The sequence below is a fragment of the Burkholderia anthinoferrum genome, from assembly GCF_002925705.1.
Taxonomy (GTDB): Bacteria; Pseudomonadota; Gammaproteobacteria; order Burkholderiales; family Burkholderiaceae; genus Burkholderia; species Burkholderia semiarida.
On the sequence record NZ_LFZP01000052.1, the window covers coordinates 552755 to 578515 of the forward strand.

Below are 25761 nucleotides of genomic sequence, written 5' to 3' on the forward strand. Positions count from 1 at the left end.
CGTGCTCGACACCACGATTGTGAACATCGCCCCGCCCTCCTTCGCGCGGACCGCTACTTCACGGGTGGGATCTACAGGGCGTTTACGGAAGGCGCCGGAATGCGCAAGAAGCCATGACTGGCGGAAGGCAGCAGGAGTCGAACCTACCCGGGAGTGTCTGACACCCCCAACTGGATTTGAAGTCCAGCCGTACCACCGGATACGAATGCCTTCCGCGGGAAAAGAAACCGAAGAACAACGAGCGCCTACGCCTGAATACCCACCCAACCGCTGTCAGGCCGCAGGTAGTGAAGATCGCGGTGGAAGCGAGTATACCCAACCCGGTCGAAGAACTCGAGAATCTGGATCGCGCGCTTGCGACCGAGCCCCGTCGCGTCGCGAAACGTCGCGGCATCGAGCCCGCCGCCGCGCGACGGTGCGAGATGCGCGACCAGCGCCGCCAGTTCGCGCGCGACGTCCGCATGATAGAACAGGTCGCGCACGACCTGGTGCACGTCGCCGCGCCGCGCGAGCTTGCGCAGCAGCGTGCGCACCGCGTCCTCGGCCGCGCCAGTATCGCGGGCCAGGTCGCGCACCCACGGCGGATCGAAGCGCCCCGCGTGAATCAACGGCAGCAGTTGCCGCGCGAGCGCTTCCTCGCGCGGCTCGAGGCTTACCGAATGCGACGGCAGATGCAGCCACGGCCCGCTGCGCGCGACTTCGCCGCCCGCCACCAGCGCATCGACGAGCGCGCGCCACAGCAAATCGCCAACGAGCGGCGCAGCCATCCGCCGCAGGCGTGCGGCGTCGAGCCCCTGTTCGTCGGGCATGCGTTCGTGATACACGCGCAGCGTATCGACCGCCCGCGTCTGCAACGCACGCCAGTGCGCATGGGAAATCACCGCGCCTTCGTTCGACGCGGCATCGCGTTGCCCGATCGCCAGCGCATCGCCAGGCAACGCCAGCACATTCGGCGCAAACCCCGTCAGATGCGTGAGCGTCGCACGCGCGATGCCGAGCGGCGCCTGCGCGAGCAGCGCATCGAGGCGCCCTTCGTCGAGCCACGCCGCGAGTGCATCGAGCCACGCGCGGCGCGCGGGCGTGCGGCGCTTGCGTGCCGGCCCGAACGGATCGAGCACCCGGCCGCCGCCGACGGTGCGCGTCGCCTGCGGATTGCGAACGATGAAGCGGTCGCCCGGCAGCGCGAACACCGGCTCGTCGAATACCAGTTGCACGCGCATCCGCTGGCCGGCCGCGAGCGTGTCGCCGTCGAGCAGCGCGACATGGGCCACGCGATGCAGCGTACCGAGATGCACGTGCAGCGGCGCCCAGTGGGTCAGCGTCAGCCCGGCGTCCGCAAGCAACGTCAGCTCGACGTCCAGGCGCGGCGACGTCGCGACGAGCCGCGCGTCGGCGACGGTGTCGCCTCGCTCGACGTCGGCCTTGTCGACGCCGGCCAGATTCAGCGCACAACGCTCACCCGCGCGGCCGGCCTCGACCGGCCGGTTCTGCGCATGAATGCTGCGCACGCGGGCCGCGCCGCCCGTGCGCAAGATCGCGAGCGTGTCGCCCGTCGCGACGCGGCCCGCGAATGCGGTACCCGTCACGACGGTACCCTGCCCGGCGAGCGTAAATACGCGATCGACCGCGAGCCGGAACAGCCCGTCGTCGCGACGCGCGCGCCACGCAATCGCCGCGTCGGCCAGGTGCTGCTTCAACGCGGCGACGCCCGGATCGTCGGCAACGGTCGCACGCGTTTCGAAAATCGGCACGCCGGCCAATGTCGAATCGTGCAGCCACGCGGCGATCTCGTCGCGCACCTCGACGACGCGCGCGGCATCGACGCGATCGCATTTCGTCAGCGCGACGGCGCCATGCGTGACGCCGAGCAGTTGCAGGATCGCGAGATGCTCGCGCGTCTGCGGCATCACACCGTCGTCGGCGGCAATCACGATGAGCGCGAAGTCGATCCCGCACGCGCCCGCCGCCATCGTATGAATCAGCTTCTCGTGGCCCGGCACGTCGATCAGCCCGAGCACGTCGCCGTTGTCGAGCGGCGTATACGCGTAACCGAGTTCGATCGAGATGCCGCGCGCCTTCTCTTCCTTCAGGCGATCGGTGTCGACGCCCGTCAGCGCACGCACGAGCGTGGTCTTGCCGTGGTCGATGTGTCCCGCGGTCCCGACGATCATGCGGCGGGCCCCGCGAGCGGCGCGCATTGCGCGACGAACGCCGCTTCGTCGGCCGCTTCGAGGCAGCGCAGGTCGAGCCGCAGCGCGTTGTCGGCGATGCGGCCGATCACGGGGCGCGGCCATTCGCGCAGCCGTTTCTCGAGCTGCGCGAGCGCGCGGCCGCTGCGCTTGCCGTCCGACGAGCGCACCACGAGCCCGGCGCTCGGCAACTGGTCGACCGGCAGCGCGCCGCTGCCGATCTGGCTGAACATCGGTTCGACCGTCACGTCGAAACCGCCGCCGAGTGCGGCCTGCAGCACCGGGCGCACGCGTTCGGCGGCTTCGGCGATGTCGCGCTGCGGGCGCGTCAGCAGGCGCAGCGTCGTGAGCCGGTCACGCAGGAATTCGGGTGACTGATACAGGCGCAGCACCGGTTCGAGCGCCGCGAGCGTCAGCTTGCCGACGCGCAACGCGCGCTTGAGCGGATGCTTCTTGATCTTCGCGATGAGCGCACGATCGCCGACGATCAGGCCGGCCTGCGGCCCGCCGAGCAGCTTGTCGCCGCTGAACGTGACAACGTTTGCACCGGCGGCGACGGTTTCCTGCACGGTCGTCTCGTGCGGCAGCCCCCATTGCGTCAGATCGGCCAGCGTGCCGCTGCCGAGATCGACGGCGACCGGCACGCCGCGCTCGCGCGCGAGCGGTGCGAGTTCGGCGAGCGTCGCCTCCTTCGTGAAGCCGCTGATCGCGTAGTTGCTGCAGTGCACCTTCATCAGCAGCGCGGTGCGCGGGCCGATCGCGTCCGCGTAGTCGCGCAAATGCGTGCGGTTGGTCGTGCCGACCTCGCGCAGCTTCGCGCCGGCACGGCTCATGATGTCGGGAATGCGAAATGCCCCGCCGATCTCGACCAGTTCGCCGCGCGACACGACCACTTCCCGCTTCGTCGCGAGCGCCGACAGCGTCAGCAGCACGGCCGCCGCATTGTTGTTGACGACGGTCGCGGCTTCCGCGCCCGTCAGTTCGCACAGCAAAGTGTCGATCAGGTCGTCGCGATCGCCGCGGCGGCCGGTGGCGAGATCGAATTCGAGGTTGACGGGCCGCGTGAGCGCGTCGACCACCGCACGCACCGCGTCATCGGGCAGCAGCGCGCGCCCGAGGTTCGTGTGCAGCACGGTGCCGGTCAGGTTGAACACGGTGCGCACGGCGCCTGCGTTCTGCGCGGCCAACGTGCGCGAGACGGCAGCGGCGATGCGTAGCTCGTCGAGCGGCTCGGCCGCCGCGGGATCGTGCTGGGCGGCCGTGCGCCAGCGTTCCAGTTCGGCGCGCACGGCGTTCAGCACGCGCGTGCGTCCATGGTCGGCGACGAGCGGTTGCAGCGGCGCCGACGACAGCACGCGCTCGACCGACGGCACACGCGCCAGCACGGCATTCAATTCATTCACACCCGGTTCGGTCACGTCGTTGTCGCTCCAGTCTCATGCTTCGCAGTCGGCCGGGGCCGACGCTCGCGCACCGCCCCGGCCCCGTGCCGTCAATCCGCTTCCCGCGACACGTCGGGCCACAGCAGCGGGTTCGGCGAACTGCGCTGGTAGCCGGCTTCGTTCATCAGCAGGTCGAGCGTGAGACTCGCGAGATCGTCCGCCAGCGGCTCGAACTCGTAGTCCTTCTCCTGATAGCCGATCTTGCGATAGGTCTTGCATTCGTCGCACGATTCGGCCTTGATGGCTTCGCTGCCGCCTTCGATCCCGTGATACGCGATGCCCTTCGTCGAATCGCAGTGCGAGCATTTGGTGCGCACCATGTGCCACTCGGTCGTGCACAGCCCGCACTGCAGGAAACGGTAGCCCTGATACTGGCCGCCCACCCGCACGACGCTCGCGACCGGATGGGTGCCGCACACCGGGCACAGCCCCGGCTGGTCGAGATACGGCACGTCGGCCGGCGTCACGCGGCTCGCGAGGTCCGTCCACGCGACCTGCAGCGCGGCCATCAGGAACGGCGCGGTGGCCGGGTCGACCTCGGCGAAGCGCAGCGCGAGGATCGCATCGGCCTGCGCGTCGAGCTCGGCAGGCGCCATCAGGCGCAGCCGGTCGAGCAGCTTCGCGAGCGGCGGATTGACAAGCCCGGCGCCTTCGACGCGATCGAGCAGTTCATACAGCACGGCGCGCCAGCGCGCATCGCGCTCGCCGTCGAGCGCCGGCACGAGCGGCATCGAATGTTCCTGCGCGCGCGCGATCGCTTCCTTCGACGGCAGCGGCAGCGCCAGCGTCTGCAGCGTCGCGTGCTGCGCGTCGGCGACGGTGGCCATCAGCCGCAGGTAGCCGCTGATCGGGTTCAGGTCGGCAAGCTTGCGCAGCCGCGCGGCGCGCGCCGCGAATGCGGTCGCGCGCTCCGGCAGGCGAAAGCGCGGAATGGCCGAATGATCGAGCGCCGAGATCTCGGTCGGTTCGAGAATGCGTTGTGTCACGACAATATCTTCCAAAAAAACAAGCGCCGACAGGTCGGCGCTTCGGGCGGTTCCGACGGCTGACGGGGCGGCCCGCCGCAATCGGCGTGCCGCCCCGCTCCGCTGCGCTACTTCACGCTTTCACGGAACCACTTCGGGTGATGCTTGCGGGCCCAGCCCAGCGTGACGGTGCCGCGCACCATCGCGCCGATCGAACCCTTCACCCACAACGCCGCGTAAATGTGCACGATGATGCTCGCGATCAGCACGAAGGCCGCCACGGCATGCACGACAGCGGCCGCGCGGATCACCCCGATCGGGAAGTAGAACGAGAAATAGCGCCGCCAGATCACGATTCCCGACAGCAGGAGCAGCAGCAGGCACGCCACCAGCGTGAAGAATAGCAGCTTCTGCCCGGCGTTATAGCGCCCGACCGGCGGCAGCTTGTCTTCCTGGTTGGTCAGCACGTCGCCGATCTGCTTCAGCCACTGCCGGTCGTCCGCGTCGAGCGCATTGTGGTGCCAGAAGCGCACCACGAGAATCGCGAACGACACGAACATCACGAGGCCGACGAACGGATGCAGGATCCGCGTCCACTGGCCGCCGCCGAACAGCGCGGTCAGCCAGAACATCGACGGATGGAACAGCGCGAGCCCGGACAGCGCGAGCAGCACGAACGTGATCGCGGTGATCCAGTGGTTCGTGCGCTCGTTCGGCGTGTAGCGGACGATCAGGTTGGGGTCGTCGTGGCTCATTTCGCGTCCTCCTTGATGCGTCGCGCCTCGTCCCGGGCGGCGGCTTCTTCGTCGTCTGTGACCTCGTTCGGACCGACCCGCGTGTAGTGGAAGAACCCGGCCAGCGCGGTCAGCGCGAGGCCCGCGACCGCGAGCGGTTTCGCGATGCCCTTCCACAGCTTCACCATCGGGCTGATCGACGGATTGTCGGGCAGCCCGTGGTACAGCGACGGTTTATCGGCGTGATGCAGCACGTACATCACGTGCGTGCCGCCGACGCCCTGCGGGTCGTACAGCCCCGCATGCTCGAAGCCGCGCTCCTTCAGGTCCTCGATCCGCTCGGCCGCGTGCTGCTTCATGTCCTCCTTGGTGCCGAACACGATCGCGCCCGTCGGGCAAGTCTTCACGCAAGCCGGTTCCTGGCCGACCGCGACGCGGTCGGAACAGAGCGTGCACTTGTATGCGCGATGATCCTTCTTCGAGATCCGCGGCACGTTGAACGGGCAGCCGGTCACGCAGTAGCCGCAACCGATGCAGTTCTCCTCGTGGAAATCGACGATCCCGTTGTTGTACTGCACGATCGCACCCGGCGACGGACACGCCTTCAGGCAGCCCGGATCCTCGCAGTGCATGCAGCCGTCCTTGCGGATCAGCCACTCGAGGTCGCCCGCCGGGTTCTCGTATTCGGAGAACCGCATGACCGTCCACGAATGCTCGCTCAGGTCGGCCGGGTTGTCGTACACGCCGACGTTGGTGCCGACTTCGTCGCGCAGGTCGTTCCACTCCATGCATGCCGTCTGACATGCCTTGCAGCCGATGCACTTCGATACGTCGATCAGCTTCGCGACGCTGCCGGTCACCGGTTCGCGCACCGTGGGCGGCGGCGTCGTGGTGGCCGAGACGCGCTTGATATCCAGCGATTGCAATGCCATCTCTTTCCCCTTACGCCTTTTCGACCTTCACCAGGAACGACTTGAATTCCGGTGTATAGGAGTTGCCGTCGCCCACGGACGGAGTCAGGGTATTGGCGAGATAGCCGGGCTTCGTCAGACCCTTGAAGCCCCAGTGCAACGGGACGCCGACCGTCTGGACCTTCTTGCCGTCGACCGTCAGCGGCTTGATCCGCTTCGTGACGAGGGCGACCGCGACGATGTAGCCGCGCTTGGACGACACCTTCACGCGCTCGCCATGCGCGACGCCGACCTCCTTCGCGAGGTCTTCGCCGATCTCGACGAATTGCTCGGGCTGGATGATCGAATTCAGCCGCGCATGCTTGGTCCAGTAGTGGAAATGCTCGGTCAGCCGGTAGGTCGTCGCCACGTGCGGGAAGTCCGCCACCTTGCCGAACGACGCACGGTCGTCCGGGAACACGCGGGCGGCCGGGTTGTTCAGCGCCAGCGGGTTGTTCGGGTGCAGCGGGTTCGCGCCGAGCGGCGTCTCGAACGGCTCGTAGTGCTCGGGGAACGGACCTTCGTTCATCCCCGCGCGGGCGAAGAAGCGCGCGACGCCTTCCGGGTTCATGATGAACGGCCCCATCCCGTTCTCGGGCGGTTCGTCCGCCTTGAAGTCCGGAACGTCGGCGCCCTTCCACGCGCTGCCGTTCCAGCCGATCAGCTTGCGGGTCGGGTCGAACGGCTTGCCGGCGACGTCGCACGATGCGCGGTTGTACAGGATCCGCCGGTTCGCCGGCCACGCCCACGCCCAGTTCAGCGTCTGGCCGATGCCGGTCGGGTCGGCGTTGTCGCGCCGCGCCATCTGGTTGCCGGCCTGCGTCCACGCACCGCAGAAGATCCAGCAGCCGCTCGCGGTCGTGCCGTCGTCCTTCAGTTGCGCGAACGCGGCGAGCTGCTCGCCCTTCTTCACGAGCGTCTTCGCCGGATCCTTCGGATCGGGCAGATCGGCGAGCGCTTTCCCGTTGAACTCCATCGCCAGCTCTTCGGGCGTCGGGCTTTCCGGGTTCGCGTACGGCCAGGTCAGGTTCACGATCGGGTCCGGGTACTTGCCGCCGTCCTTCTGGTACATCTTGCGCATGCGCAGGAACAGCCCCGACATGATCTCGAGGTCGCTCCTCGCCTCGCCGGGCGGCTCCGCGCCCTTCCAGTGCCACTGCAGCACGCGGCTCGAACTGACGAGCGAGCCGTTTTCCTCCGCGAAGCAGGTGGTCGGCAGGCGGAACACCTCGGTCTGGATCTTCGACGCATCGACGTCGTTGTAGTCGCCGTGATGCTTCCAGAACTCGGACGTCTCGGTCGCGAGCGGATCCATGATCACGAGCCACTTCAGCTTCGCGAGACCGGCCGCCGTCTTCACCTTCGACGGCGCCGCCGCGAGCGGGTTGAAGCCCTGGCAGATGTAGCCGTTCATCTTGCCGGCATTCATCAGCTCGATCGCCTGCAGCAGGTCGTACTGCTTGTCCAGCTTCGGCAGGTAGTCGTACGCCCAGTTGTTTTCGGCGGTGGCCGCGTCGCCCCACCACGACTTCATGAAGCTGACGTGGAACGCCTTGTAGTTCTTCCAGTAGCTCAACTGGTTGGGCCGCAGCGGCTGCTGCACGCGCTTCTTGATGTACGCGTCGAAATCCTGCTCGGCCTGCATCGGCAGCGTCATGTAGCCGGGCAGCAGGTTCGACATCAGCCCGAGGTCGGTCAGCCCCTGGATGTTCGAGTGGCCGCGCAGCGCGTTCATCCCGCCGCCGGCGATGCCGATGTTGCCGAGCAGCAGCTGCACCATCGCGCCGGTGCGGATGATCTGCGCGCCGATCGAGTGGTGGGTCCAGCCGAGCGCGTACAGCACCGTGCCGGCGCGGCCGGGCACGGCCGTGGTCGCGAGCATCTCGCACACCTTCAGGAACTTGTCCTTGGGCGTGCCGCAGACCTGCTGGACCATGTCCGCCGTATAGCGCGCGTAGTGCTGCTTCAGCAAGTTGTATACACAGCGCGGATGCTGCAGCGTCGGATCGACCTTCGCGAAGCCGTCGTCGCCGCGCTCGTAGTCCCAGCTCGATTTGTCCGGGTACGCGTGTTTCTCCGCGTCGTAGCCGGAATAGATGCCGTCGTTGAACGCGAAATCCTCGCGCACGATGAACGAGAAGTCCGTGTAGTTCTTCACGTACTCATGCTGGATCTTGTCGTTCGTCAGCAGATAGTTGATGACGCCGCCCAGGAAGACGATGTCGGTGCCGGTGCGGATCGGCGCGTAGTAATCGGCCACCGAGGCCGTACGCGTGAAGCGCGGGTCGACGACGATCAGCCGCGCCTTGCGGTGCGCCTTCGCCTCCGTTACCCACTTGAAACCGCACGGATGGGCCTCGGCTGCATTGCCGCCCATCACGAGAATCACGTCCGCGTTCTTGATGTCGACCCAATGGTTCGTCATCGCTCCACGGCCAAACGTCGGGGCAAGACCTGCCACCGTCGGGCCATGTCAGACACGCGCCTGATTGTCGAATGCGAGCATCCCGAGACTGCGGATGGTCTTGTGCGTCAGGTAGCCGACCTCGTTGCTGCCCGCCGACGCGGCCAGCATGCCGGTCGTGAGCCAGCGGTTGACCTTCGCGCCGTCTTCGGCCGTCTCGACGAAGTTCGCGTCGCGGTCGGCCTTCATCAGCTTCGCGATGCGGTCGAGCGCGTCGTTCCACGAGATGGGTTCCCACTTGTCCGAGCCGGGCGCGCGATACTCGGGGTGCGTCAGGCGGTTCGGGCTGTGGATGAAGTCGATCAGGCTCGCGCCCTTCGGGCACAGCGTGCCGCGATTGACGGGGTGGTCGGGATCGCCTTCGATATGGATGATGCTCGGCTGCGCGTTCTTCGCGCCGTCGCCGAGGCCGTACATCAGGATGCCGCAACCTACTGAACAGTAAGGGCAGGTGTTGCGCGTTTCGACGGTGCGCGCCAGTTTGTACTGCCGGACTTCGGCCAGCGCTTCGGACGGAGAAAAGCCCATCAGGGCAAGACTCGATCCGGCAAGCGACGTGGCCGTCACCTTCAGGAACTGGCGCCGGGACATTTGTAGCATGATGGTCTCGGCGTTATTGTGGGGTGGGGTGCAACTGAAAGGAATTATAGACAGTTCAGGCAACTATGATCGAATCCTCGGATCAATACCGATTGGTCCGATTAATCCGAGATGATCCGCGTTCCGCGCGCAACCCGACCGTCATGAAACGACAGATCACTTCCGAAGCCACTCGTCTCGCCCAGCAGCAGGCCAACTGGGCCCTCACCGCGTTCAAGCGCTTCTCGTCCGACCGCTGCTCCGCGATGGCCGCGGGCATCGCGTTTTTCTCCGCGTTCTCGCTCGCGCCGACCCTCGTGATGGTGATCGCGGTGGCCGGCTGGTTCTACGGTGACGACGCCGCGCGCGGCCAGGTGTTCGAACAGGCGCACCAGTTGATCGGCGACGACGCGGCGGCCTCCATCCAGACGATCGTGCAGAACGCGCACCGCGCGGGCGAGCGCGGCGGCCTCGCCACGCTGATCTCGTTCGCCGCGCTCGCGATCGGCGCGTCGGCCACGTTCGCGTCGCTCAGCGCGGCGCTCAGCGTGATCTGGCCGGCCACCGAAAGCCGCTGGTCGAGCATGCTCGGCCTCGTGCGCGTGCGGCTGATCTCGTTCGGGCTGGTGCTCGGCGTCGCGTTCCTGCTGATCGTGTCGCTCGTGCTCGACACGGCGATCACCTTCATCGGCACCTGGCTGCTCGGCAATTCGCCGTACGTGGTCGTCACCAACTTCATCCAGTTCTTCGTCGGCATCGCGGTGCTCGCGGCCGCGTTCGCGTCGCTGATGAAGTTCCTGCCCGACGCGCGCGTCGCGTGGCGCGACGCCGCGATCGGCGGCATCGTGTCCGCGATCCTGTTCTCCGGCGGCAGGAAGCTGTTCGCGCTGTATCTCGCGCATGCGGGCACCGCCAGTGCGTTCGGCGCGGCCGGATCGTTCGCGGTCCTGCTGATGTGGCTGTACTTCTCCGCGATCGTGCTGCTGCTCGGCGCGGAATTCGCGGCGGCGCGCGGCGATGCGCATCGGCCGGCCGAGGATTCGGCGCCGGCCGGGTCGGCTCAAGTTGCTCAACCTGGCCACGCCGATCATCGCCCGCGCGACGACTGATTCACCCGCCCTTGCAAGCGGCCGCGCTTCGATCGCGCGCGCGCCCGGCACACGCGCCGCCCCTTTGCAACCCCGTCGCCCCGCAGCGCATTCGCGCGGCGTCGGCGCATGCGTTGCTCGCCGACATGCAGACACCTGCAATGGCAAACGTTTGCATGCCCTCGTTTTGTTGCTGCAACGGGCCGAAACAGGCGGTTCACCGGCATGCGCGCCACCGATTGAAACAATCGCGGCGCAGCAATTGTCAACTGTTTCATAAACAGGAACAGTTGCTGATGTGCTTGATATATATGGACTTTTCCGCGCTGTTACCTTTTCGAGACACTTTATTTTTTGAGCTTTCTTGCGTGTATGGCACTGAGCTATTCTCCAATCCGCAACAAATAACGATGAATCACTTGCGTGGAGAAACTCAACGATGAAGAAACTTGCTCTCTCGACCCTCTCGCTCGCGCTGCTGGGCGCTGCTGGTGCTGCTCAGGCGCAATCGAGCGTGACGCTGTATGGCGTGATCGACACGTCGATCACCTATGTTCACGGTAACGATGGTCAAGGTAACAATTCGTGGTCGATGGGTAGCGGCAACCTGCAAGGCGCCCGCTTCGGCCTGAAGGGTTCGGAAGACCTCGGTGGCGGCCTGAAGGCGATCTTCCAGTTGGAAAACGGCTTCAACTCGGCAACGGGTGCATTGGGCCAAGGCCAGCGCATGTTCGGCCGCCAGGCTTTCGTCGGCCTGCAAAGCGACCAGTACGGTACGCTGACGCTGGGTCGCCAGTACGACCCGCTCGTCGACCTGGTCCAGGCGGTCACGGCTGACAACTACTTCGGCAGCGTGTTCGCCACGCCGGGCGACGTCGACAACAACGACAACAGCCTGCGCGTCAGCAACGCGATCAAGTACACGTCGCCGGTCTGGGCAGGCCTCCAGGTCGAGGCGATGTACGCACTCGGCGGTGTCGCCGGCGCAACCGGCAAGGGTCAGACGTGGGCGGCGGCTGCAGCCTACAACAACGGCCCGCTCGGCCTGGCTGCAGGTTACTTCCACGCGAACAACTCGGCTCCGCTGAGCCCCGCTGGCGTGCGCACCGGCTGGGCCGGCACGTCGGACGCGATCTTCGACGGTTCGGGCAGCTTCATCAACAACGCATACACGTCGGCATCGTCGATCGGCATCGCGCAAGCCGCCGGCCAGTATGCATTCGGCCCGGTGACGTTCGGCCTCGGCTACAGCAACGCACAGTACAAGGCTGACGCGAACTCCGGCTTCGGCACGAACCAGAAGTACAACACGGGTCGCGCATTCGTCACGTACCAGGCATCGGCACCGCTGCTGCTCGGCCTCGGCTACATCTACACGAAGGGTAGCGGCCAGACCGACGCCAAGTATCATCAGGTTTCGCTCGGCGCGGACTACTCGCTGTCGAAGCGTACGGACATCTACCTGGTTGGCGCATATCAGCACGCAAGCGGCCACAACGCCGACGGCAGCGAAGCGCAAGCGTCGATCGGCTCGTACGGCATCGCCGGCAAGAGCTCGCAGGAAATCGTCGCACTCGGCCTGCGTCACAAGTTCTAAAAACGAAGTATCCGGTGTGCACGGCGTCTCCGACGCCCTGTCGCCGACCTGGAAAGCCAGCCCCGGTTTCGGCCGCGGCTGGCTTTTTTTCGTCCGCCTCCGGCGAGCGAGCCGGCATTCGCTGCACGGGCTGCCGGGCAAACCGCGCCCCGATGCATGCTTGCTTGCCGGCAACGGCACCTTGCGGCTGTCAGCGGCCCGGAACACCGTTTCCGAATGGTCGGGCAGGTCGCCATTTCTCCGTACGACGGCTACCATCCGCACAGCCGGCACCGCCCGCTTCATCCGATGCGCGACTTGTTGGCCGCACGTGTCGATTTCGGCAGGCGTCGTCCGTCGTATCGATGGCGGCATCCGGTTTGCCGCGGCCCCATACAGACAGGAGACTCGTCATGACGATTCAGAAGATCACGCCATTCCTCTGGTATTCGACGCAAGCCGAAGAAGCAGCGGCCTTCTATGCCGGCATCTTTCCGGATTCGCGCGTCGTGCGCGTCACGGCGGTGCCCGGCACCGACGGCACGCGGATGGTCGAATTCGAGCTGTTCGGACAACCGTTCTTCGCGATGAGCCACCCGCGCACGGAGACGTTCAACCACGCGATCTCGCTGCTCGTCAGTTGCGCGGACCAGGCGGAACTCGACCGCTACTGGAGCGCCCTGCTCGACAACGGCGGCACGGCCGACGGCTGCGGCTGGCTGAGGGATCGTTATGGGGTGTCGTGGCAGATCGTTCCGGAGGCGCTCATCCCGATGATGGCCGACCGCGACGCGGTCAAGGCGGGACGCGTGGCCGCCGCGATGATGCAGATGACCAAGTTCGACGACGCCGCGCTGAAGGCCGCCTTTGCGGGCACCGCGGGCTGACGAAACGCGTCGGGCCGCGCTGGCGTGACGCCGCACCGGCTCGCCTGCACGCACCCGGCTCGACCGTTTGCGCATGCAGCCGGCTCGCACGCGTTCGCTATCCGTCGCTGGCCGGCCAGCCGGTAGCGTGCATCGTTGGCGCCGACTGCTACGCCGACAGCATCGACTCGACCGTCCGCCGCGCGAAGCCGATGAATTCGGCTAGCGGTTCGCCCGACAGGATCGCCGCGCCCGCTTCGCCATCGAGATAGGCGGCACGCGCGGCCGCCACGACCGGCCGGTGCGCGTCCGGCAAGCGCGCCAGCACCCACGCCGCGGCGACGTCCTTCGGCGCGATCCTGCCGGTCGCGGCGCTGTACCAGATGCGCGCGAGCGCGAGCACCACGTTGCATTCGTCGCCGCGCCAGTCCGGCTCGGCATTCCACTGCGCAACGGTGGCGAGCAGCGCGGCGCCGAAATCGCGCGGGCACCGGCTCGAACAGCACGGCCGCGGGCGGCCCGACCAGCGCGACACCGTGCTGCCGCACCTTCGTCAGCAGGATCGCCAGATCGTGATCGACGAGCGGCGCTTCGACGATGCTGGCTTCCAGGTCGCGACGCAGCCATTCGCCGAATTGCAGTTCGCGGCGCGCCGGATGACGCCACGGCACCACGTCGCCGTGCGCGACGACGGTGACCTCCAGCGCGCGCATGCCGCCTGCGTGGCCGGGAGGCGCCGACGCAGCGAGCAGGTCGTACATCAGCGCACGCCTCGCCGTTTCGTCGGGCCGCACGGCCACCGTCACCAGCAGATCGATGTCACTGCGCGGTTTCAAGCCGCCGTCGAGCGCCGAGCCGAACAGGTGGATTGCTTCCATCGTCGCACCGAGATGCCGCTCGATCGCGGCGCGCGCGGCAGCGACCTGCCCGGCGATTTCAGACGGAACGAATTCAGTCACGATGCGCGGGCCTCGCGATGCGCACGCAACAGGCGCGGCGGGAGCGACGAGGTAACGAGAGCGACGGGCTGCGGCGGTACGACGGCACGCGGATGACGATGGCCGTCCGGCGTTGCGCACGCGCGGCGCGGCACGCCATTGGCCACATGGCTCGAATCGCACATCGCCGGCGCTGCGCGTTTTCGCTGCCGCGCGGCTTGCGCGGCGCAATAAAAATCCCCGCACGCTTTCGCGTACGGGGACCGCGGGACATCGCAACGGCTGCCGACATGCGTTCGGCAGCGTTGCTGCGGCATTACGCTGCCGCGTCCTTCAGCTTCTTCAGCGCACGTGCCTTCACGCGCACGCTGGCCGGCTTCGCCGGGAACCAGCGCTCTTGACCCGTGAACGGATCCTTGCCGAAGCGCTTCTTCTTCGCCGGCACGACTTGCGCCGTGATCTTCAGCAGACCCGGCAGCGTGAACTCGCCTGCGCCCTTCTTGTGAACCGAGCCCAGCACGACGTTCTCGAGTGCGGCGAGCACTGCCTTGACCGCCTTCACTTCGACAGCTGCGCGCTCAGCGATGTGCGTTGCGAGCGATGCCTTCGTGAACTTGTCCTTCAGCGGCGTCGGAGCAGCCGGTGCTGCCTTTGCGACAGCCTTCTTGGCCACTACTTTCTTCGCGGGCGCAGCCTTTTTGGCAGCCACTTTCTTGGTCGCCGGTGCGGCAGCCTTCTTGGCCACCTTTTTTGCGGAAGTCGCCATGTTTCTCCTACCAGGTGTGGTCGTTGGATACACGAAGCGTGCAACGCGCGCGCTTCAACGCCGGATTCTACAAGCGCCTTGTCGCTTCGTGCAGTACTTTTATGCGTTTTCGCGGGGTTTCCCGCAGGTTTTGTTGCGCGCGACCGACTTCATCGACGCTCGAGCGTGAAAAAACGCCTTCACGTAGGCGCTCAAACGGGGCGAATGCGAATTACGTTCGATATTTGCGCACCTATACTGGGCCCGCTCAATGCCCGGATGCCTCCATGCGCGAAGTCAGATACGTCAAAGGACTCGACGGCCTGCGAGCCCTCGCCGTCATCCTCGTTTTCCTGTCCCACAAGGGCCACGTCCTTGCCATCGACGTCGGCAAGCTTGGCGTGTGGACGTTTTTCCTCATCAGCGGATTCCTGATCGTCGGCGAACTGCATCGCAACCGCCAGGCGGTCGAGCGCGGCGCCATGACGCGCCGCCACGCGCTCGCGCTGTTCCTCGCGAAGCGCGCGCTGCGGATCTTTCCCGTGTACTACCTGCTGCTCGCGGCGCTCGCGATCGCGCACGCGCTGTTCTACCAGCGCGGCGTCAATCTCGGGCTCGCATGGCATGCGGCGTTCCTGTCGAATTACTGGATCGGCGTCGTCAAGGATGGCTGGCCGGGCTCCACGTCGCACTTCTGGAGCCTCGCCGTTGAACAGCAGTTCTATCTGATCGCGCCGCTCGCGCTGCTCGCGGTGCCCGCCGCGCGCCACGTCGCGCTCAGTGTGGCGGCCGTCGCGCTGTGCGCGGTCGCGCATCTCGCGCTCTACCTGGCGGACGCATCGCCGGTGCTGATCTATGCGTTTTCCCCGTGGAATTTCGCGTTGATCGCGCTCGGCGGCGTCGGCGCGATGGCGCTCGCCGATCGCGGCGCGGCCGCCGCACGCCGCGTACCGCCGGGCTGGCTCGGCGCGGCAGGCGTCGCCTTCTTCCTCGCGCTGCCCGCCTGCACGGCGTTGCCCGATGCGGCTGCGGGGCTCGCCGATCTCGGCCTGTCCGCGTCGCTCGGCGCGCTGATGCTGTGGATCGTCAGCGAGCCCGAGCATCCCGTCGTCGCGCTGCTCGACTGCGCGCCGCTCGCCTATCTCGGCACGATCAGCTACGGCTTCTACCTGTTCCACAACCTGATCCCGGCGCGTTTCGGCGCGCTGCCCTCGTCCTTCGCGCACGTGCCGATGCCGGACCTCGTCCGCGACGCGCTGCCGGAAATGCTGCAATTCGCGCTCGCCGTACTGCTCGCGCACCTGTCGTGGCGCTATCTCGAAAAGCGGCTGCTCGACTTCAAGAAGCCGATCGCCGCGATGCTGGCCCGGCACTTCGCCGCGCAGCCGAGCGCGTCGCCGCGCTGAGCGGCGCGCCGACGCGGCGCGCGGCCGGAACCGGATCGGAACGCGTCGATACCGGTGACGACGTCCGGCGGCATGGCAGGCGATGCGTCATCGCGCGACATCCGCGCGACGCGCCAGCGTCGCGCATACCGCGCAATCCATCCACCGATCCGGTCACGCGGCGAATGCCGCGGCACCCGTTTCAAGCACGACGTCCTGCCGCGTCGACAGACGTCGCGCGTCGCGCGCCACCACCCCGCACCCATTCCCGGCGCCGCACGCAAACGTCGCGCACCATGCTCGTGCGCCGCAAATACAAAAAAGCCCCGGCGCGCGAGCGGCCGGGGCCAACGGAACAACCACCACCTGAAACGACGGAGCGCGCGGCCGCTTAAGCGACGGCAGCCAGCGCGGGGAGGCAGGTACGCAGGTACGCCTCGAATTCGCGGCTCACTTCCGGATGCTGGAGCGCGAGCTCGACGGTTGCCTTCAGATACCCGAGCTTGCTGCCGCAGTCGAAACGCGTACCGTAGTAGCGATACGCGAGCACCTGTTCGTTCGCGAGCAGCGACTGGACGGCGTCGGTGAGCTGCAGTTCGCCGCCCGCGCCCGGCTTGAGCTTGCGCAGATGATCGAAGATCGTCGGCATGAACACGTAGCGGCCGACCACGCCGAGGTTCGACGGCGCATCCTCGGGCGCCGGCTTCTCGATGATGCCCGACAGCTTGATGATGTCCTCTTCCCATTCCCGGCCCTCGACGACGCCGTACGAGCGGCTGTCCTCGCGCGGGATCGTCTCGACCCCGATCACCGAGCTGTGATAGTGGTCGAACACGTCGACGAGCTGCTTGAGCACCGGCTGTTCGCCGTGCAGCAGGTCGTCGGCGAGGATCACCGCGAACGGCTCGCCGTGCACGAGCTTCTCCGCGCACAGCACCGCATGGCCGAGGCCGAGCGCTTCCGGCTGCCGCACGTAGAAGCAGTTCACGTGGCTCGGCTTGATGCCGCGCACGAGCTCGAGCAGCTTTTCCTTGCCGCGCGCCTCGAGTTCGGCCTCGATCTCGTACGACTTGTCGAAATGATCCTCGATCGCGCGCTTGCTGCGCCCGGTGACGAAGATCATCTCGGTGATACCGGCGTTGATCGCTTCCTCGACCGCGTACTGGATCAGCGGCTTGTCGACGACGGGCAACATTTCCTTCGGGCTCGCCTTCGTTGCCGGGAGGAACCGCGTGCCGAGACCGGCAACGGGGAACACGGCCTTGGTGACTTTCAACATGTTCGCATCCTGATAGCGTTGTCTGCGCCGCGTCGACCCGCGACCCGGCGCGATTGTGTTCCGAACGGCATATCGAGAATCGACGGCACTGCCAATTCCGCTCCGCTCATTTTCGATATGAACTGATTGCCCAATTATTCCGGAAAAAAATATAATCGTTTCAAGCCGGTCGATATTGCCGAACCGATTGCCGGAGCAGAAACAAATTACCGATTCTCCGGATACAAATTCTTACGATTCGAATTCCTCGATATAGGGCACGCCGCCCCGTTCGAGGCCCGGGCGGATCGGTTCGTTCTTCAGCGCCTCGCGGTACGCCGACAGCACGGCCATGACCAGTAGTACTGCAGCGCTCGCGATCCAATGCATGTCCATCTTGCCGCTCCTTGCATCAATCAACTGGAGCTTCAAACTATCAGAAAAAAATCGGCAAATAATTCAGGCGGCTCTCGGAACCGCTTTCAGATCTCGATAAACCCATGATGCGGAATACCGATATTTCCGGACGAGATTTTTTTATTCATTGACGGAATTCTTGCGCATTACGATTGGATGAAACTTCCCGTCCATCCGTCGCAAGGAATCGAATCGCATGCAAGCTTTCAGCGGATCGTCTCTGGCCGCGCCGCCCGTCGCCGACCACAAGGAACACGTGATCGACGCGATGCGCGGCTTCGCGGCGCTGCTCGTCGCCTATTTCCACTGCCGCCAGGTCGTCTGGGTCGGCATGCAAAGCTTCCATCATGCTTACGGCCACGCGCTGAGCCCCGGCGCGATCGCCGGCTACCTGACCTTTCCGTTCGCGTGGGGCTCTGCCGGCGTACCGATCTTCTTCGTGATCAGCGGCTACTGCATCCACCGCAACGCGGCGCTCAAGCTAGCGGCGAACCCCGCGTACCGGCTCGACGCGCCGAACTTCTGGGTGCGCCGCTTCGCGCGCATCTACCCGGTGCTGCTCGCCGCGCTGCTGTTCACGCTCGCGCTCGACGCGGTCAGCCTGCAGATCGAGCCGGTCAGCCACAAGATCCGCGACGTCGGCGTCGTCGCGTTCCTCGTGAACCTGTTCTCGCTGCAGGGCGTCGCCGGCTATACGTACGGGTCGAACGGCGCGCTGTGGACGCTGTCGCTCGAAGTGCAGTTCTACGCGATCTACCCGCTGCTGTTCGCGCTGCGCCGGCGCATCGGCATGCCGGCTGTCGTGGCCGCGGTCGCGCTCGTCAACGTCGCGTCGGCGTGGCTGCTCGAACGGCACGACCTGCAGTTCTTCACGTCCTACTGGCTGTCCTGGACGATCGGCGCGTGGATCGCCGACGTGCGCGCGCAGCAGTCGCGCGGCACGGCCGTCGTGCCGTCGCGCGCATGGTACGTCGCGGCCGCGGTGCTGCTCGCCGCCGGCTGCGGCGCGTTCCATTTCGGCCAGTACGGCGCGTTCCAGCTGTGGTCGGCCGGCTTCGCGTGCTTCCTGTACCGCGCCCTCGCCCGCCCGCCGCGCGCCACGCCGCCGCTGCGCGTGCTGAGCTGGTTCGGCGACTTCAGCTACTCGCTGTATCTCGTCCACCTGCCGCTGTTCGTCTGCCTCGGCTCGGTGCTGTTCCACTCCGAGCTGCAACTGTCGATCTGGCCGTCGTTCGCGTTCATGGCCGTCGCGATTCCGGTGGCGTACCTGTTCTACCGGATGTTCGAACGGCCGGCGATGATGTGGTCGGCCAGCTTCAAGCCGACCCGCGCCGCCCGCGTCGTCGCGTCGACGCCCGAACAGGCGGTCTGACGCCGGGCGGCCGGCCCGTCCGGCTCCGGAGCCCTCGCGCGGCGTCCCGCCGCTCGGGGGCTTTTTCACGGCTGGCGTGCGGTTGCAGGCCGGTTCGACAAGGGACCGGCAGCCTGCCGCGCGCCGACCGCGCCACGGCCCGCGCAAGCCGCCGGTGCGCGGTTTCCTCGGTACGACCGCGACGGTGTCCTGCTCGCGTCACGTTGCCGACGGCCCGCTCCCGTTCCGGATGACGATCGGCCAAGCTCGCGCCGACTCGGACTCGAGCCCGCCAACCCGCCCCAACCAGGCGCGTCGCCCGCTGAACGACGAAGCCCCCGCACGGCACGACGCCGCACGGAGGCTCGTTTCCCGCCGGCGCGCGCCGGCTGCTATTTCTTCGCTTTCGCGGCCCGGACGGCCTTCGCCGTATCGGAGAGAATCTTCTCGACCCGCTCCACGTAGGTTTCGGTCCCGAACCGCCGCACCGCGGTCGCGCGCCCGCTCGCGACGAGCCGCTCGCGCAGCGCGCCGTCGCGCTTGAGCGCCGCCAGCGCATCGGCCAGCGCGGCCGCGTTGCCCGGCTCGCAGAGCAGCCCGTTGTCGCCGTCCTCGATGATCTCGACGACGCCGCCCGCACGCGCCGCGACGACGGGTCGGCGCGCGAGCATCCCCTCGACGATCACCCGCCCGAACGGTTCGGGCGTGATCGACGTATGCGCGACGACGTCGACGGCCGTCATGCACGCGGCCACGTCGCGCTGGAATCCGAGGAAATGCACGCGCTCGTCCATCCCGTGCTGCGCGACGTATTCGTGCAGTTGCGCCGCATAGTCGTCCTCGCCGAACAGCGGCGCGCCGACCAGCACCACGTGCATGTCGGGATGCCGCGCGGCGGCCTCCAGCAGCACGTGCTGCCCCTTCCAGCGCGCGAGCCGGCTGAACGAACCGACCAGCCATGCGTCCGTCGGCAACCCGAGGCGCGCGCGCAGCGCCGCCTGGCTCACGCCTTCCAGCGCATCGAACGGTTCGGCCGAGATGCCGTTGAACACGACGTCGACGTGCTGCGGCGTGAAGCCCGTCAGCGCGCGGAACGCCTGCGCGGATGCATCGGAGTTCGCGATCACGCGCGTGACGCCGAGCCGCGCGCAGTACTTGATCGCCTGCAACTGCTTGCCGCCGAAATGGTCGGCGCTGACGATGTCGCGCAAATGCCAGACCACCGGCTTGCGCGCGAGCCGCCCGGCAAGCGCGGCGACCACCATCGCGCGTTGCGTGTTCGCGTAGATCACCTCGGCGCGACGCGCGCGCCGGGCCACGTCGCGCACGAGCCGCACGAGCTGCTTCACCGCGCCGAACGACACGCCGCCCTGCTTGCGCACGCCCGCGAGCGCGCCTTGGTCGACCACGTCGACGCGCGCGCCGATCTCGTCGAGCGCCGCGCGGAACGGGCCGTCGTCGAACAGCAGCACGTCGGCGTTCGCGCGCATGTGCTTCATGATCTCGAGTAGCGACAGCTCGGCGCCGCCGAGCACGCCGCTCTGATCGAGCACGAGCGTCGCCGGGCCGCGCGCGGCCGGCATCGGCGCGGCCGTGCCGCGCCGCGCGGTCGAGCCGGGCAGCGCTTGCTCCACGTAGTCGAGGAAGCGCTGCCGGAACGTATCGGCGGAAAACCGCTCCGCGTTCGCGCGGCACGCGTCAGGCGTGAAGCGCTGCGGCGCGCGCTCGAAATCGTCGACGGCCGCGACGATCGCGTGCGGCGTCTGTTCGTCGAAGAACAGGCCCGTCGGGTTCAGGCTCGACTGCGGGTCGAGCACGGTTTCGAGCGCACCGCCCTTGCCGTACGCGATGACCGGCGTGCCGCACGCCTGCGCCTCGACGACCGAGATCCCGAAATCCTCCTCGGCCGCGAACACGAACGCCTTCGCGCGCCGCATCCGGTCGTGCAGCACCGCGAACGGCTGATAGCCCATGATCTCGACGTTCGGGCCGGCCTTCGCGCGGATTTTCTGCATCTCGGGGCCGTCGCCGATCACGACGAGCTTGCGCTCGGGCGTGCGCGAAAACGCTTCGACGATCAGGTCGATCTTCTTGTACGGCACCATCCGCGACGCGGTGAGGTAGAAGTCCTCCTTCGCCGCGTTCAGCGAGAACGCGTCGACGTCGACCGGCGGGAAGATCACCGCGGCGTCGCGGTGGTAGACCTTCTTGATGCGCCGCGCGATGAACGCGGAATTCGCGACGAAGCCGTCCACCGCGTTCGCGGTGCGCGTATCCCAGTTGCGGATGTAATGGAGAATCATCCGCGCGAGCAGCGATTTCGGCCCGTGCGTGAGATTCGACTGTTCCAGATACTGGTGCTGCAGGTCCCACGCATAGCGGATCGGCGAATGCACGTAGCTGATGTGCACCTGGTCCGGCCCGGTCAGCACGCCCTTCGCGACCGCGTGGCTGCTCGAGATCACGAGGTCGTACTCGGACACGTCGAGCTGCTCGATCGCGAGCGGCATCAGCGGCAGGTAGCTGCGGTACTTGGTGCGCGCGAACGGCAGCTTCTGGATGAACGACGTCGTCACCGCCTTGCCGCGCACGAACGCGCGGTCGTCGAGGAAATCGACGAGGCTGAACAGGTCCGCGTCGGGAAAGCACGCGACGATCTGTTCGAGCACGCGCTCGGCGCCCGCGTAGGTGACGAGCCAGTCGTGGACGATCGCCACGCGCAGCGCACGCGCCGGCTGCCGCGCGCCGGCCCGTTCGGCCGGCACCGCGCGGTGCAGCGCGGCGGCGTCGCCCGCGTGGGCCACGGCGGCGTCGGCCGTGGCGAGATTCAGGACGGCGTGTTCCGCCAGATCGCGATTCATGCAGTTCTCCTCGCATTGAGACGGACGAACAGGTCGCGCACGAGTGCACGCAATCCCGGCGTCATCGTGAGCGACCACGCAACGTTCAGCACCAGCACGACCGCGCACAGGCCGATCGACTGGACCAGCCCCGGCCACGCTTGCGCCAGAAACAGGCTAGCGAGCAGGAAGGCGAGATGGGCGAGCATGTCGAGCACGATCGCGCGCATCCGGATCGCCGACAGGTACAGCAGCACGCCGTAGTCGACGAGCGCGCGCGCCGCGACGACCACCGCCGCGCCGATCAGCCCGAAGTGATGAATGCCGAGCCACAGGCCGCCGACGAAGAACGGCATCTCGACGAGCCCGGCGAATGCCGCGCGGGCCGGGTTGACCTGCGACTGGATCAGGATGCGTGTGACGCTCGCCTGCCCGACGAGCCATACGCTGATCACGAGCACGCGGCCGACCGGCGCCGAATGCGCGGCGAGATCGGCGCCGACCCACAGCGTGAGGAACGGCGCGAGCGCGAAGATCGCGACGATGCCGACCGGCGTGAACACGCCGTTCAGGAATTCGAGCGACTGGCGCGCGAGGGTATCCGCGTGATCGCGGCCGACCGCCGACAGGCGCGGAAACAGCGTGCGCACCAGTGCGTTCGGCAGCATGTTCAGGCGCGTGACGAGGTTCTGCGGCACCGTGTAATAGGTGACGAACTTCGCGCCCATGCCGGCGCCGAGCATCACGCGGTCGAGCGTGTCGGCAATCATGCTGGTCGTGCTCGCGATCAGCATCCAGCCGCCGAAGTTGAACAGCCCCTTCGCGGTACCCCACTGCGGCGGATCGATGCGGCGGATGCCGAGCACCTTGATGCTGGCCTGGCCGAGCATCACCGCCGCGATCAGCCGCGCGACGACGGCCGCGGCGAGCACAGTCTGCAGGTTCGGCGCGATCCACCACGCGGCGGCGAGCGGCAGCAGCTGGAACAGGAACGTGCCGATCGTCTGGTTCGTGTTGAACACGCCGAACCGTTCGGCGCCGTTGATCGCGCCGGCGAACACCCACGACACGTTCGCGAGCGGAATCGCGAGCGCAAGCCACGGCAGCGCGAGATACACCTCGTGCTGCATCGCGGCCGACACCTTCGTGAAATACGCGGTGTAGACGAACGCACCGAAATAGATCAGCAACCCGCCCGCGATGCCGGTGCCGAGATTCAGCCAGAACGCGCTCCAGAACACGCGCGCGCTTTCGTCGGCGTCGCCGCTCGCGAGCGCCTTCGAGATGTGGTTCTGCGCGGCCATGCTCATCCCGAGATCGAGGATCCCGAAATAGCCGATCAGCGTCCACACGAGGCTGACGACGCCGTAGCGTTCGACGCCGAGCGCGTGGATGTACGCGGGCACGGTCACCAGCGACACGAAGGTCGGCAGGATCAGCCCGATGAAGTTGATCGAAACGTTCTTGAGTATGCCTTTGTCCATGCTTAAGCCTTGAGTGACGTCGACGACGGCGCGCCGCCCGTCACGGTTTCCAGCGATACATCAGCACCTTGCCGCGCGCGTCTTCCTCGACGAACACGAGGTATTCGCCGTTCTCGCGCCGGAACGCGCTGATGCCGAACGGCACGTCGACCCAGCCGGAGGCCTTGCCGACCTCGGCGCCCGGGCTCATCACGCCCACTTCCTTGCCGGCTTCCTTGTCGTACACGTGGATCTTGCCGACCGGCTCCACCGTGAAGATGTAGCGGCCTTCGACCGTGATCCCGATCAGGTCGAGGATCGGCTTCGCATCGAGCTGCCATGGCAGCGCGACCTGGTAGCGCACCACCGGCGAGCCGCTCGACCACTTGTCGAAGCGCACCAGCACGCGGCCGACTTCCTTGTTGATGCCCGGCTGCGGCGGCGCGTCGGCCGTGTAGCCGGTCACGTACAGCGTGTCCGTCTGCGCGTCGTAGATCGACCGGCGCAGTTGCGTGAACGGCTGCGGCATCGGGTAGGTCGTGACCTTGTCGTACGAATAGATCGGGTTGCCGGCCTTGTCGACGCCGCCGTACTGGAAGCGGTGGATGCCGCGCACGTCGCTCGTGCGCCAGATGTCGCCCTTCGTGTCGACCCACCAGCCCCAGCCGCCCGCCTTCGCCTTGCCCGTCGTGTTGATCTCGGACTCGTCGGCATCGATCCGGCCGTTGCCGTTCGCGTCTCGCCACAGCCAGTCGCCGCCCGGCGGCTTGTTCGGCACCTTGTCGACCGGCCGCGCGCGGCCCGCGATCAGGCCGGACGGAATCGCGACCTCGCCGTCGCGCTTCGCGTCGAAGCGGTAGATCTTCAGATGATCGGCGTACATGTCGGTCAGGTACAGGAACGTGCGGCCGTCGACGCGCCGCGCGATCGGCATGCCCGGATACTGGTCGGTGTGGAACACGGGGTCGTCCGGATACTTGAAGCGGTTCGACAGGAAGCCGACGTATTTCCAGTCCTGGCCCGGCGGCTTCGACAGGTCGAGCTCGAAGCGCTTGTTGCCCGTGTACACGCTGTTCGGCCGCGCGGGGTCGAGCCACGCGCCGTCGACGAACAGCAGCCCCTGCACCTGCCAGCGCAGCTTGCCGTCCGGCGTGTAGCTTTCCAGCACCGCGCCGAGCCCCGCGCCGATCGTGTCGTGGCGCGGCCCGATCCCGTTCATCGATACGTAGACGTTGCCCGCGCGGTCGACGCCGACGCCCGTCAGCCCGTTGAAGCGCTGCGGCCCCGGGCGCCCCGGCACCGGCCCCGCGAAGATGCCGCCGCGCTCGCCGAGCGAGCCCGACTGCGCGTAGCCGCTCGCGCCTTTCGAGAAGATCAGGATCTGCTGGCGCGGCCCGTTGTCCGCGACCAGCACGCGCCCTTTCGCATCGACCGCCACGTCCACCGCGTCGGTGCCGGCCGGCAGCGCCGGCGCGTCGTCGAGCTTGCGGCCGTCGGCCCGCACGTGCACGAGATGCGCGGGCCCGCCCAGCGTATCGGTCAGCAGCCACAGCGTGCCGTCGCCCGCGAGCGCGATGCGGCCCGGCTCGTGCGCGCTCCACGTGCCCTTCCGCTGCATCGTCTCCGCGTCGTACACGTCCACCGCGTCGCGCGACGGATTGGTCGCGAACAGCGTCTTGTCGTCGGCCGCGAGGCCGCCCACTTCCGCCTTCGCGTCGCCCACTTCCGAGCGTGCGGGCGCCGGCACCTCGTTCATCATCATGAAGCTGGCGGCCATTCGCGCGCGGCCGGCATCGGCGCGGCCACCCGGCGCGACCGGCGGCGCCGCGCGAAACGGCGCGGGCTGCTTCATGTCGCCGATCGTGCGCCGCGAGATGCCGAACCATTGCTTGCCCTTGTCCGGCCAGATGCCGGGCGACTGCAGGTGGCCGCGCTCGTTGCCGACGCCGATCGCGACATACGCATACTTGCCGTTCACCGCGATCGCGTTGCCGCCGAGGTTGCCCCAGCCGTGGGTGCCACCGGCGAAGCCGAGCATCTTCCCGTCCTGGTAGACGCTCGCCTCGGCGCCGCTCTCGTCCCACGGCGCATTCGTATACACCTTGCCGTCGGGCGTCACCGCGATCGCGCGGATGTCGATCTGCGTCCAGCTGCCGTCGCCATAGCCGAACGTGTTGCCGATCCACGAGGTCGTCGCGGGCAACACCGTTTCGGCCGGCACGGCGCTCGTCAGCAGCGCCGCGCATACCGTCACGCCAACCAGAATCAGACGTCGCAATGCGCTTCTCCAGACTCGATGCAACAACGACCGGCGCAGCCTCGGATGGCCGGCGGCTGCGCCCTGTCGCTAAATGGGTTTCAAACGTCGCGATGCAGGTTACAAGCAAAAATAATCACAAGAAATTTGGAAATATTTGGGGATGTTTCCGCCAGAAATATCGAACCGGAACAGGCAGTCAATCCGGCCCGGAAACGGCAATAACGACCGCCTTTCCCGCGCCGCCACGTAGA

Annotated in this window: 17 protein-coding genes, 1 tRNA gene and 1 pseudogene; 5 read left to right on the forward strand and 14 right to left on the reverse strand. The window is 67.1% G+C overall.

The annotated features are described in order from the left end of the window. Positions 1-118: 118 nt before the first annotated feature. The 7 genes from C5F75_RS25180 to fdnG form a co-directional block, all read right to left on the reverse strand. Positions 119-214 (reverse strand) — tRNA-Sec (locus C5F75_RS25180). Positions 215-245: 31 nt separating this feature from the next. Beyond that, positions 246-2171, reverse strand: coding sequence for a selenocysteine-specific translation elongation factor (gene selB / locus C5F75_RS25185; RefSeq protein WP_059583126.1), 1926 nt, complete (start codon positions 2169-2171; stop codon positions 246-248). After that, complete coding sequence (selA, locus tag C5F75_RS25190) at positions 2168-3607, reverse strand: L-seryl-tRNA(Sec) selenium transferase (protein ID WP_059582698.1); 1440 nt, start codon at positions 3605-3607, stop codon at positions 2168-2170. The genes selB and selA overlap by 4 nt, the downstream gene beginning before the upstream one ends. A gap of 74 nt (positions 3608-3681) precedes the next feature. After that, positions 3682-4617 (reverse strand): formate dehydrogenase accessory protein FdhE, encoded by a 936-nt coding sequence (gene fdhE / locus C5F75_RS25195; RefSeq protein WP_179231769.1) that lies wholly within the window; start codon positions 4615-4617, stop codon positions 3682-3684. A 107-nt stretch (positions 4618-4724) separates the two neighbouring features. Next, positions 4725-5351 carry a formate dehydrogenase subunit gamma gene (locus C5F75_RS25200; protein WP_006488816.1) on the reverse strand — a complete coding sequence of 209 codons (627 nt, stop codon included), beginning with the start codon at positions 5349-5351 and terminating at the stop codon, positions 4725-4727. Further along, a complete protein-coding gene (gene fdxH, locus C5F75_RS25205) occupies positions 5348-6262 on the reverse strand; it encodes a formate dehydrogenase subunit beta (RefSeq protein ID WP_059639188.1) in 915 nt (304 codons plus the stop codon). The genes C5F75_RS25200 and fdxH overlap by 4 nt, the downstream gene beginning before the upstream one ends. A 10-nt stretch (positions 6263-6272) precedes the next feature. Next, positions 6273-9344, reverse strand: coding sequence for a formate dehydrogenase-N subunit alpha (fdnG, locus tag C5F75_RS25210; RefSeq protein ID WP_081068207.1), 3072 nt, complete (start codon positions 9342-9344; stop codon positions 6273-6275). Positions 9345-9487: 143 nt separating this feature from the next. On the opposite strand from fdnG, the gene C5F75_RS25215 reads away from it, so the two are divergent. From C5F75_RS25215 to C5F75_RS25225, 3 genes are all read left to right on the forward strand, one after another. Then, on the forward strand, positions 9488-10432 hold the full coding sequence (locus C5F75_RS25215; RefSeq protein WP_059582710.1) for a YihY/virulence factor BrkB family protein: 945 nt from the start codon (positions 9488-9490) through the stop codon (positions 10430-10432). A 418-nt stretch (positions 10433-10850) separates the two neighbouring features. Continuing rightward, positions 10851-12008: a porin gene (locus tag C5F75_RS25220; protein ID WP_059582711.1), complete on the forward strand. Its 1158-nt coding sequence runs from the start codon at positions 10851-10853 to the stop codon at positions 12006-12008. Positions 12009-12400: 392 nt separating this feature from the next. Beyond that, entirely contained in the window at positions 12401-12874 is a 474-nt protein-coding gene (locus C5F75_RS25225) for a VOC family protein (protein WP_059582714.1), read from the forward strand. Positions 12875-13022: 148 nt separating this feature from the next. On the opposite strand, the pseudogene C5F75_RS25230 reads toward C5F75_RS25225, so the two are convergent. Continuing rightward, positions 13023-13812: pseudogene (locus C5F75_RS25230) on the reverse strand (AadA family aminoglycoside 3''-O-nucleotidyltransferase). A gap of 295 nt (positions 13813-14107) precedes the next feature. Continuing rightward, positions 14108-14557 (reverse strand): HU family DNA-binding protein, encoded by a 450-nt coding sequence (locus C5F75_RS25235; RefSeq protein ID WP_059582715.1) that lies wholly within the window; start codon positions 14555-14557, stop codon positions 14108-14110. 266 nt (positions 14558-14823) lie between these two features. Between C5F75_RS25235 and C5F75_RS25245 the strand changes: the two genes are divergently transcribed. Then, entirely contained in the window at positions 14824-15942 is a 1119-nt protein-coding gene (locus C5F75_RS25245; protein ID WP_059582718.1) for an acyltransferase family protein, read from the forward strand. Positions 15943-16312: 370 nt separating this feature from the next. Here the strand turns inward: C5F75_RS25245 and galU are convergent, their stop codons facing one another. Further along, positions 16313-17200 carry a UTP--glucose-1-phosphate uridylyltransferase GalU gene (gene galU, locus C5F75_RS25250; RefSeq protein WP_006482949.1) on the reverse strand — a complete coding sequence of 296 codons (888 nt, stop codon included), beginning with the start codon at positions 17198-17200 and terminating at the stop codon, positions 16313-16315. Between the two features lie 231 nt (positions 17201-17431). Then, positions 17432-17575, reverse strand: coding sequence for a hypothetical protein (locus C5F75_RS36890; protein ID WP_006479318.1), 144 nt, complete (start codon positions 17573-17575; stop codon positions 17432-17434). 217 nt (positions 17576-17792) lie between these two features. Between C5F75_RS36890 and C5F75_RS25255 the strand changes: the two genes are divergently transcribed. Continuing rightward, positions 17793-18968 carry an acyltransferase family protein gene (locus C5F75_RS25255; protein WP_059582720.1) on the forward strand — a complete coding sequence of 392 codons (1176 nt, stop codon included), beginning with the start codon at positions 17793-17795 and terminating at the stop codon, positions 18966-18968. Positions 18969-19339: 371 nt separating this feature from the next. Here the strand turns inward: C5F75_RS25255 and C5F75_RS25260 are convergent, their stop codons facing one another. From C5F75_RS25260 to C5F75_RS25270, 3 genes are read right to left on the reverse strand one after another with little or no spacing between them, the layout of a single operon-like run. Then, positions 19340-21808: a glycosyltransferase family 4 protein gene (locus tag C5F75_RS25260; protein ID WP_059582723.1), complete on the reverse strand. Its 2469-nt coding sequence runs from the start codon at positions 21806-21808 to the stop codon at positions 19340-19342. Further along, complete coding sequence (locus tag C5F75_RS25265) at positions 21805-23271, reverse strand: flippase (RefSeq protein ID WP_059639181.1); 1467 nt, start codon at positions 23269-23271, stop codon at positions 21805-21807. Before C5F75_RS25265 ends, C5F75_RS25260 begins: the two co-directional genes overlap by 4 nt. A gap of 40 nt (positions 23272-23311) precedes the next feature. Further along, on the reverse strand, positions 23312-25528 hold the full coding sequence (locus tag C5F75_RS25270; protein ID WP_104012859.1) for an NHL repeat-containing protein: 2217 nt from the start codon (positions 25526-25528) through the stop codon (positions 23312-23314). Between the last annotated feature and the right edge of the window lie 233 nt (positions 25529-25761).

Coding starts and splice junctions, on each gene's coding strand:
- C5F75_RS25200 (WP_006488816.1), bottom strand. CDS start 5,351: ATGAGCCACGACGACCCCAACCTGATCGTCCGCTACACGCCGAACGAG.
- C5F75_RS25220 (WP_059582711.1), top strand. CDS start 10,851: ATGAAGAAACTTGCTCTCTCGACCCTCTCGCTCGCGCTGCTGGGCGCT.
- C5F75_RS25225 (WP_059582714.1), top strand. CDS start 12,401: ATGACGATTCAGAAGATCACGCCATTCCTCTGGTATTCGACGCAAGCC.
- C5F75_RS25260 (WP_059582723.1), bottom strand. CDS start 21,808: ATGAATCGCGATCTGGCGGAACACGCCGTCCTGAATCTCGCCACGGCC.
- C5F75_RS36890 (WP_006479318.1), bottom strand. CDS start 17,575: ATGGACATGCATTGGATCGCGAGCGCTGCAGTACTACTGGTCATGGCC.
- galU (WP_006482949.1), bottom strand. CDS start 17,200: ATGTTGAAAGTCACCAAGGCCGTGTTCCCCGTTGCCGGTCTCGGCACG.
- C5F75_RS25235 (WP_059582715.1), bottom strand. CDS start 14,557: ATGGCGACTTCCGCAAAAAAGGTGGCCAAGAAGGCTGCCGCACCGGCG.
- C5F75_RS25245 (WP_059582718.1), top strand. CDS start 14,824: ATGCGCGAAGTCAGATACGTCAAAGGACTCGACGGCCTGCGAGCCCTC.
- C5F75_RS25265 (WP_059639181.1), bottom strand. CDS start 23,271: ATGGACAAAGGCATACTCAAGAACGTTTCGATCAACTTCATCGGGCTG.
- C5F75_RS25255 (WP_059582720.1), top strand. CDS start 17,793: ATGCAAGCTTTCAGCGGATCGTCTCTGGCCGCGCCGCCCGTCGCCGAC.
- selB (WP_059583126.1), bottom strand. CDS start 2,171: ATGATCGTCGGGACCGCGGGACACATCGACCACGGCAAGACCACGCTC.
- fdxH (WP_059639188.1), bottom strand. CDS start 6,262: ATGGCATTGCAATCGCTGGATATCAAGCGCGTCTCGGCCACCACGACG.
- C5F75_RS25215 (WP_059582710.1), top strand. CDS start 9,488: ATGAAACGACAGATCACTTCCGAAGCCACTCGTCTCGCCCAGCAGCAG.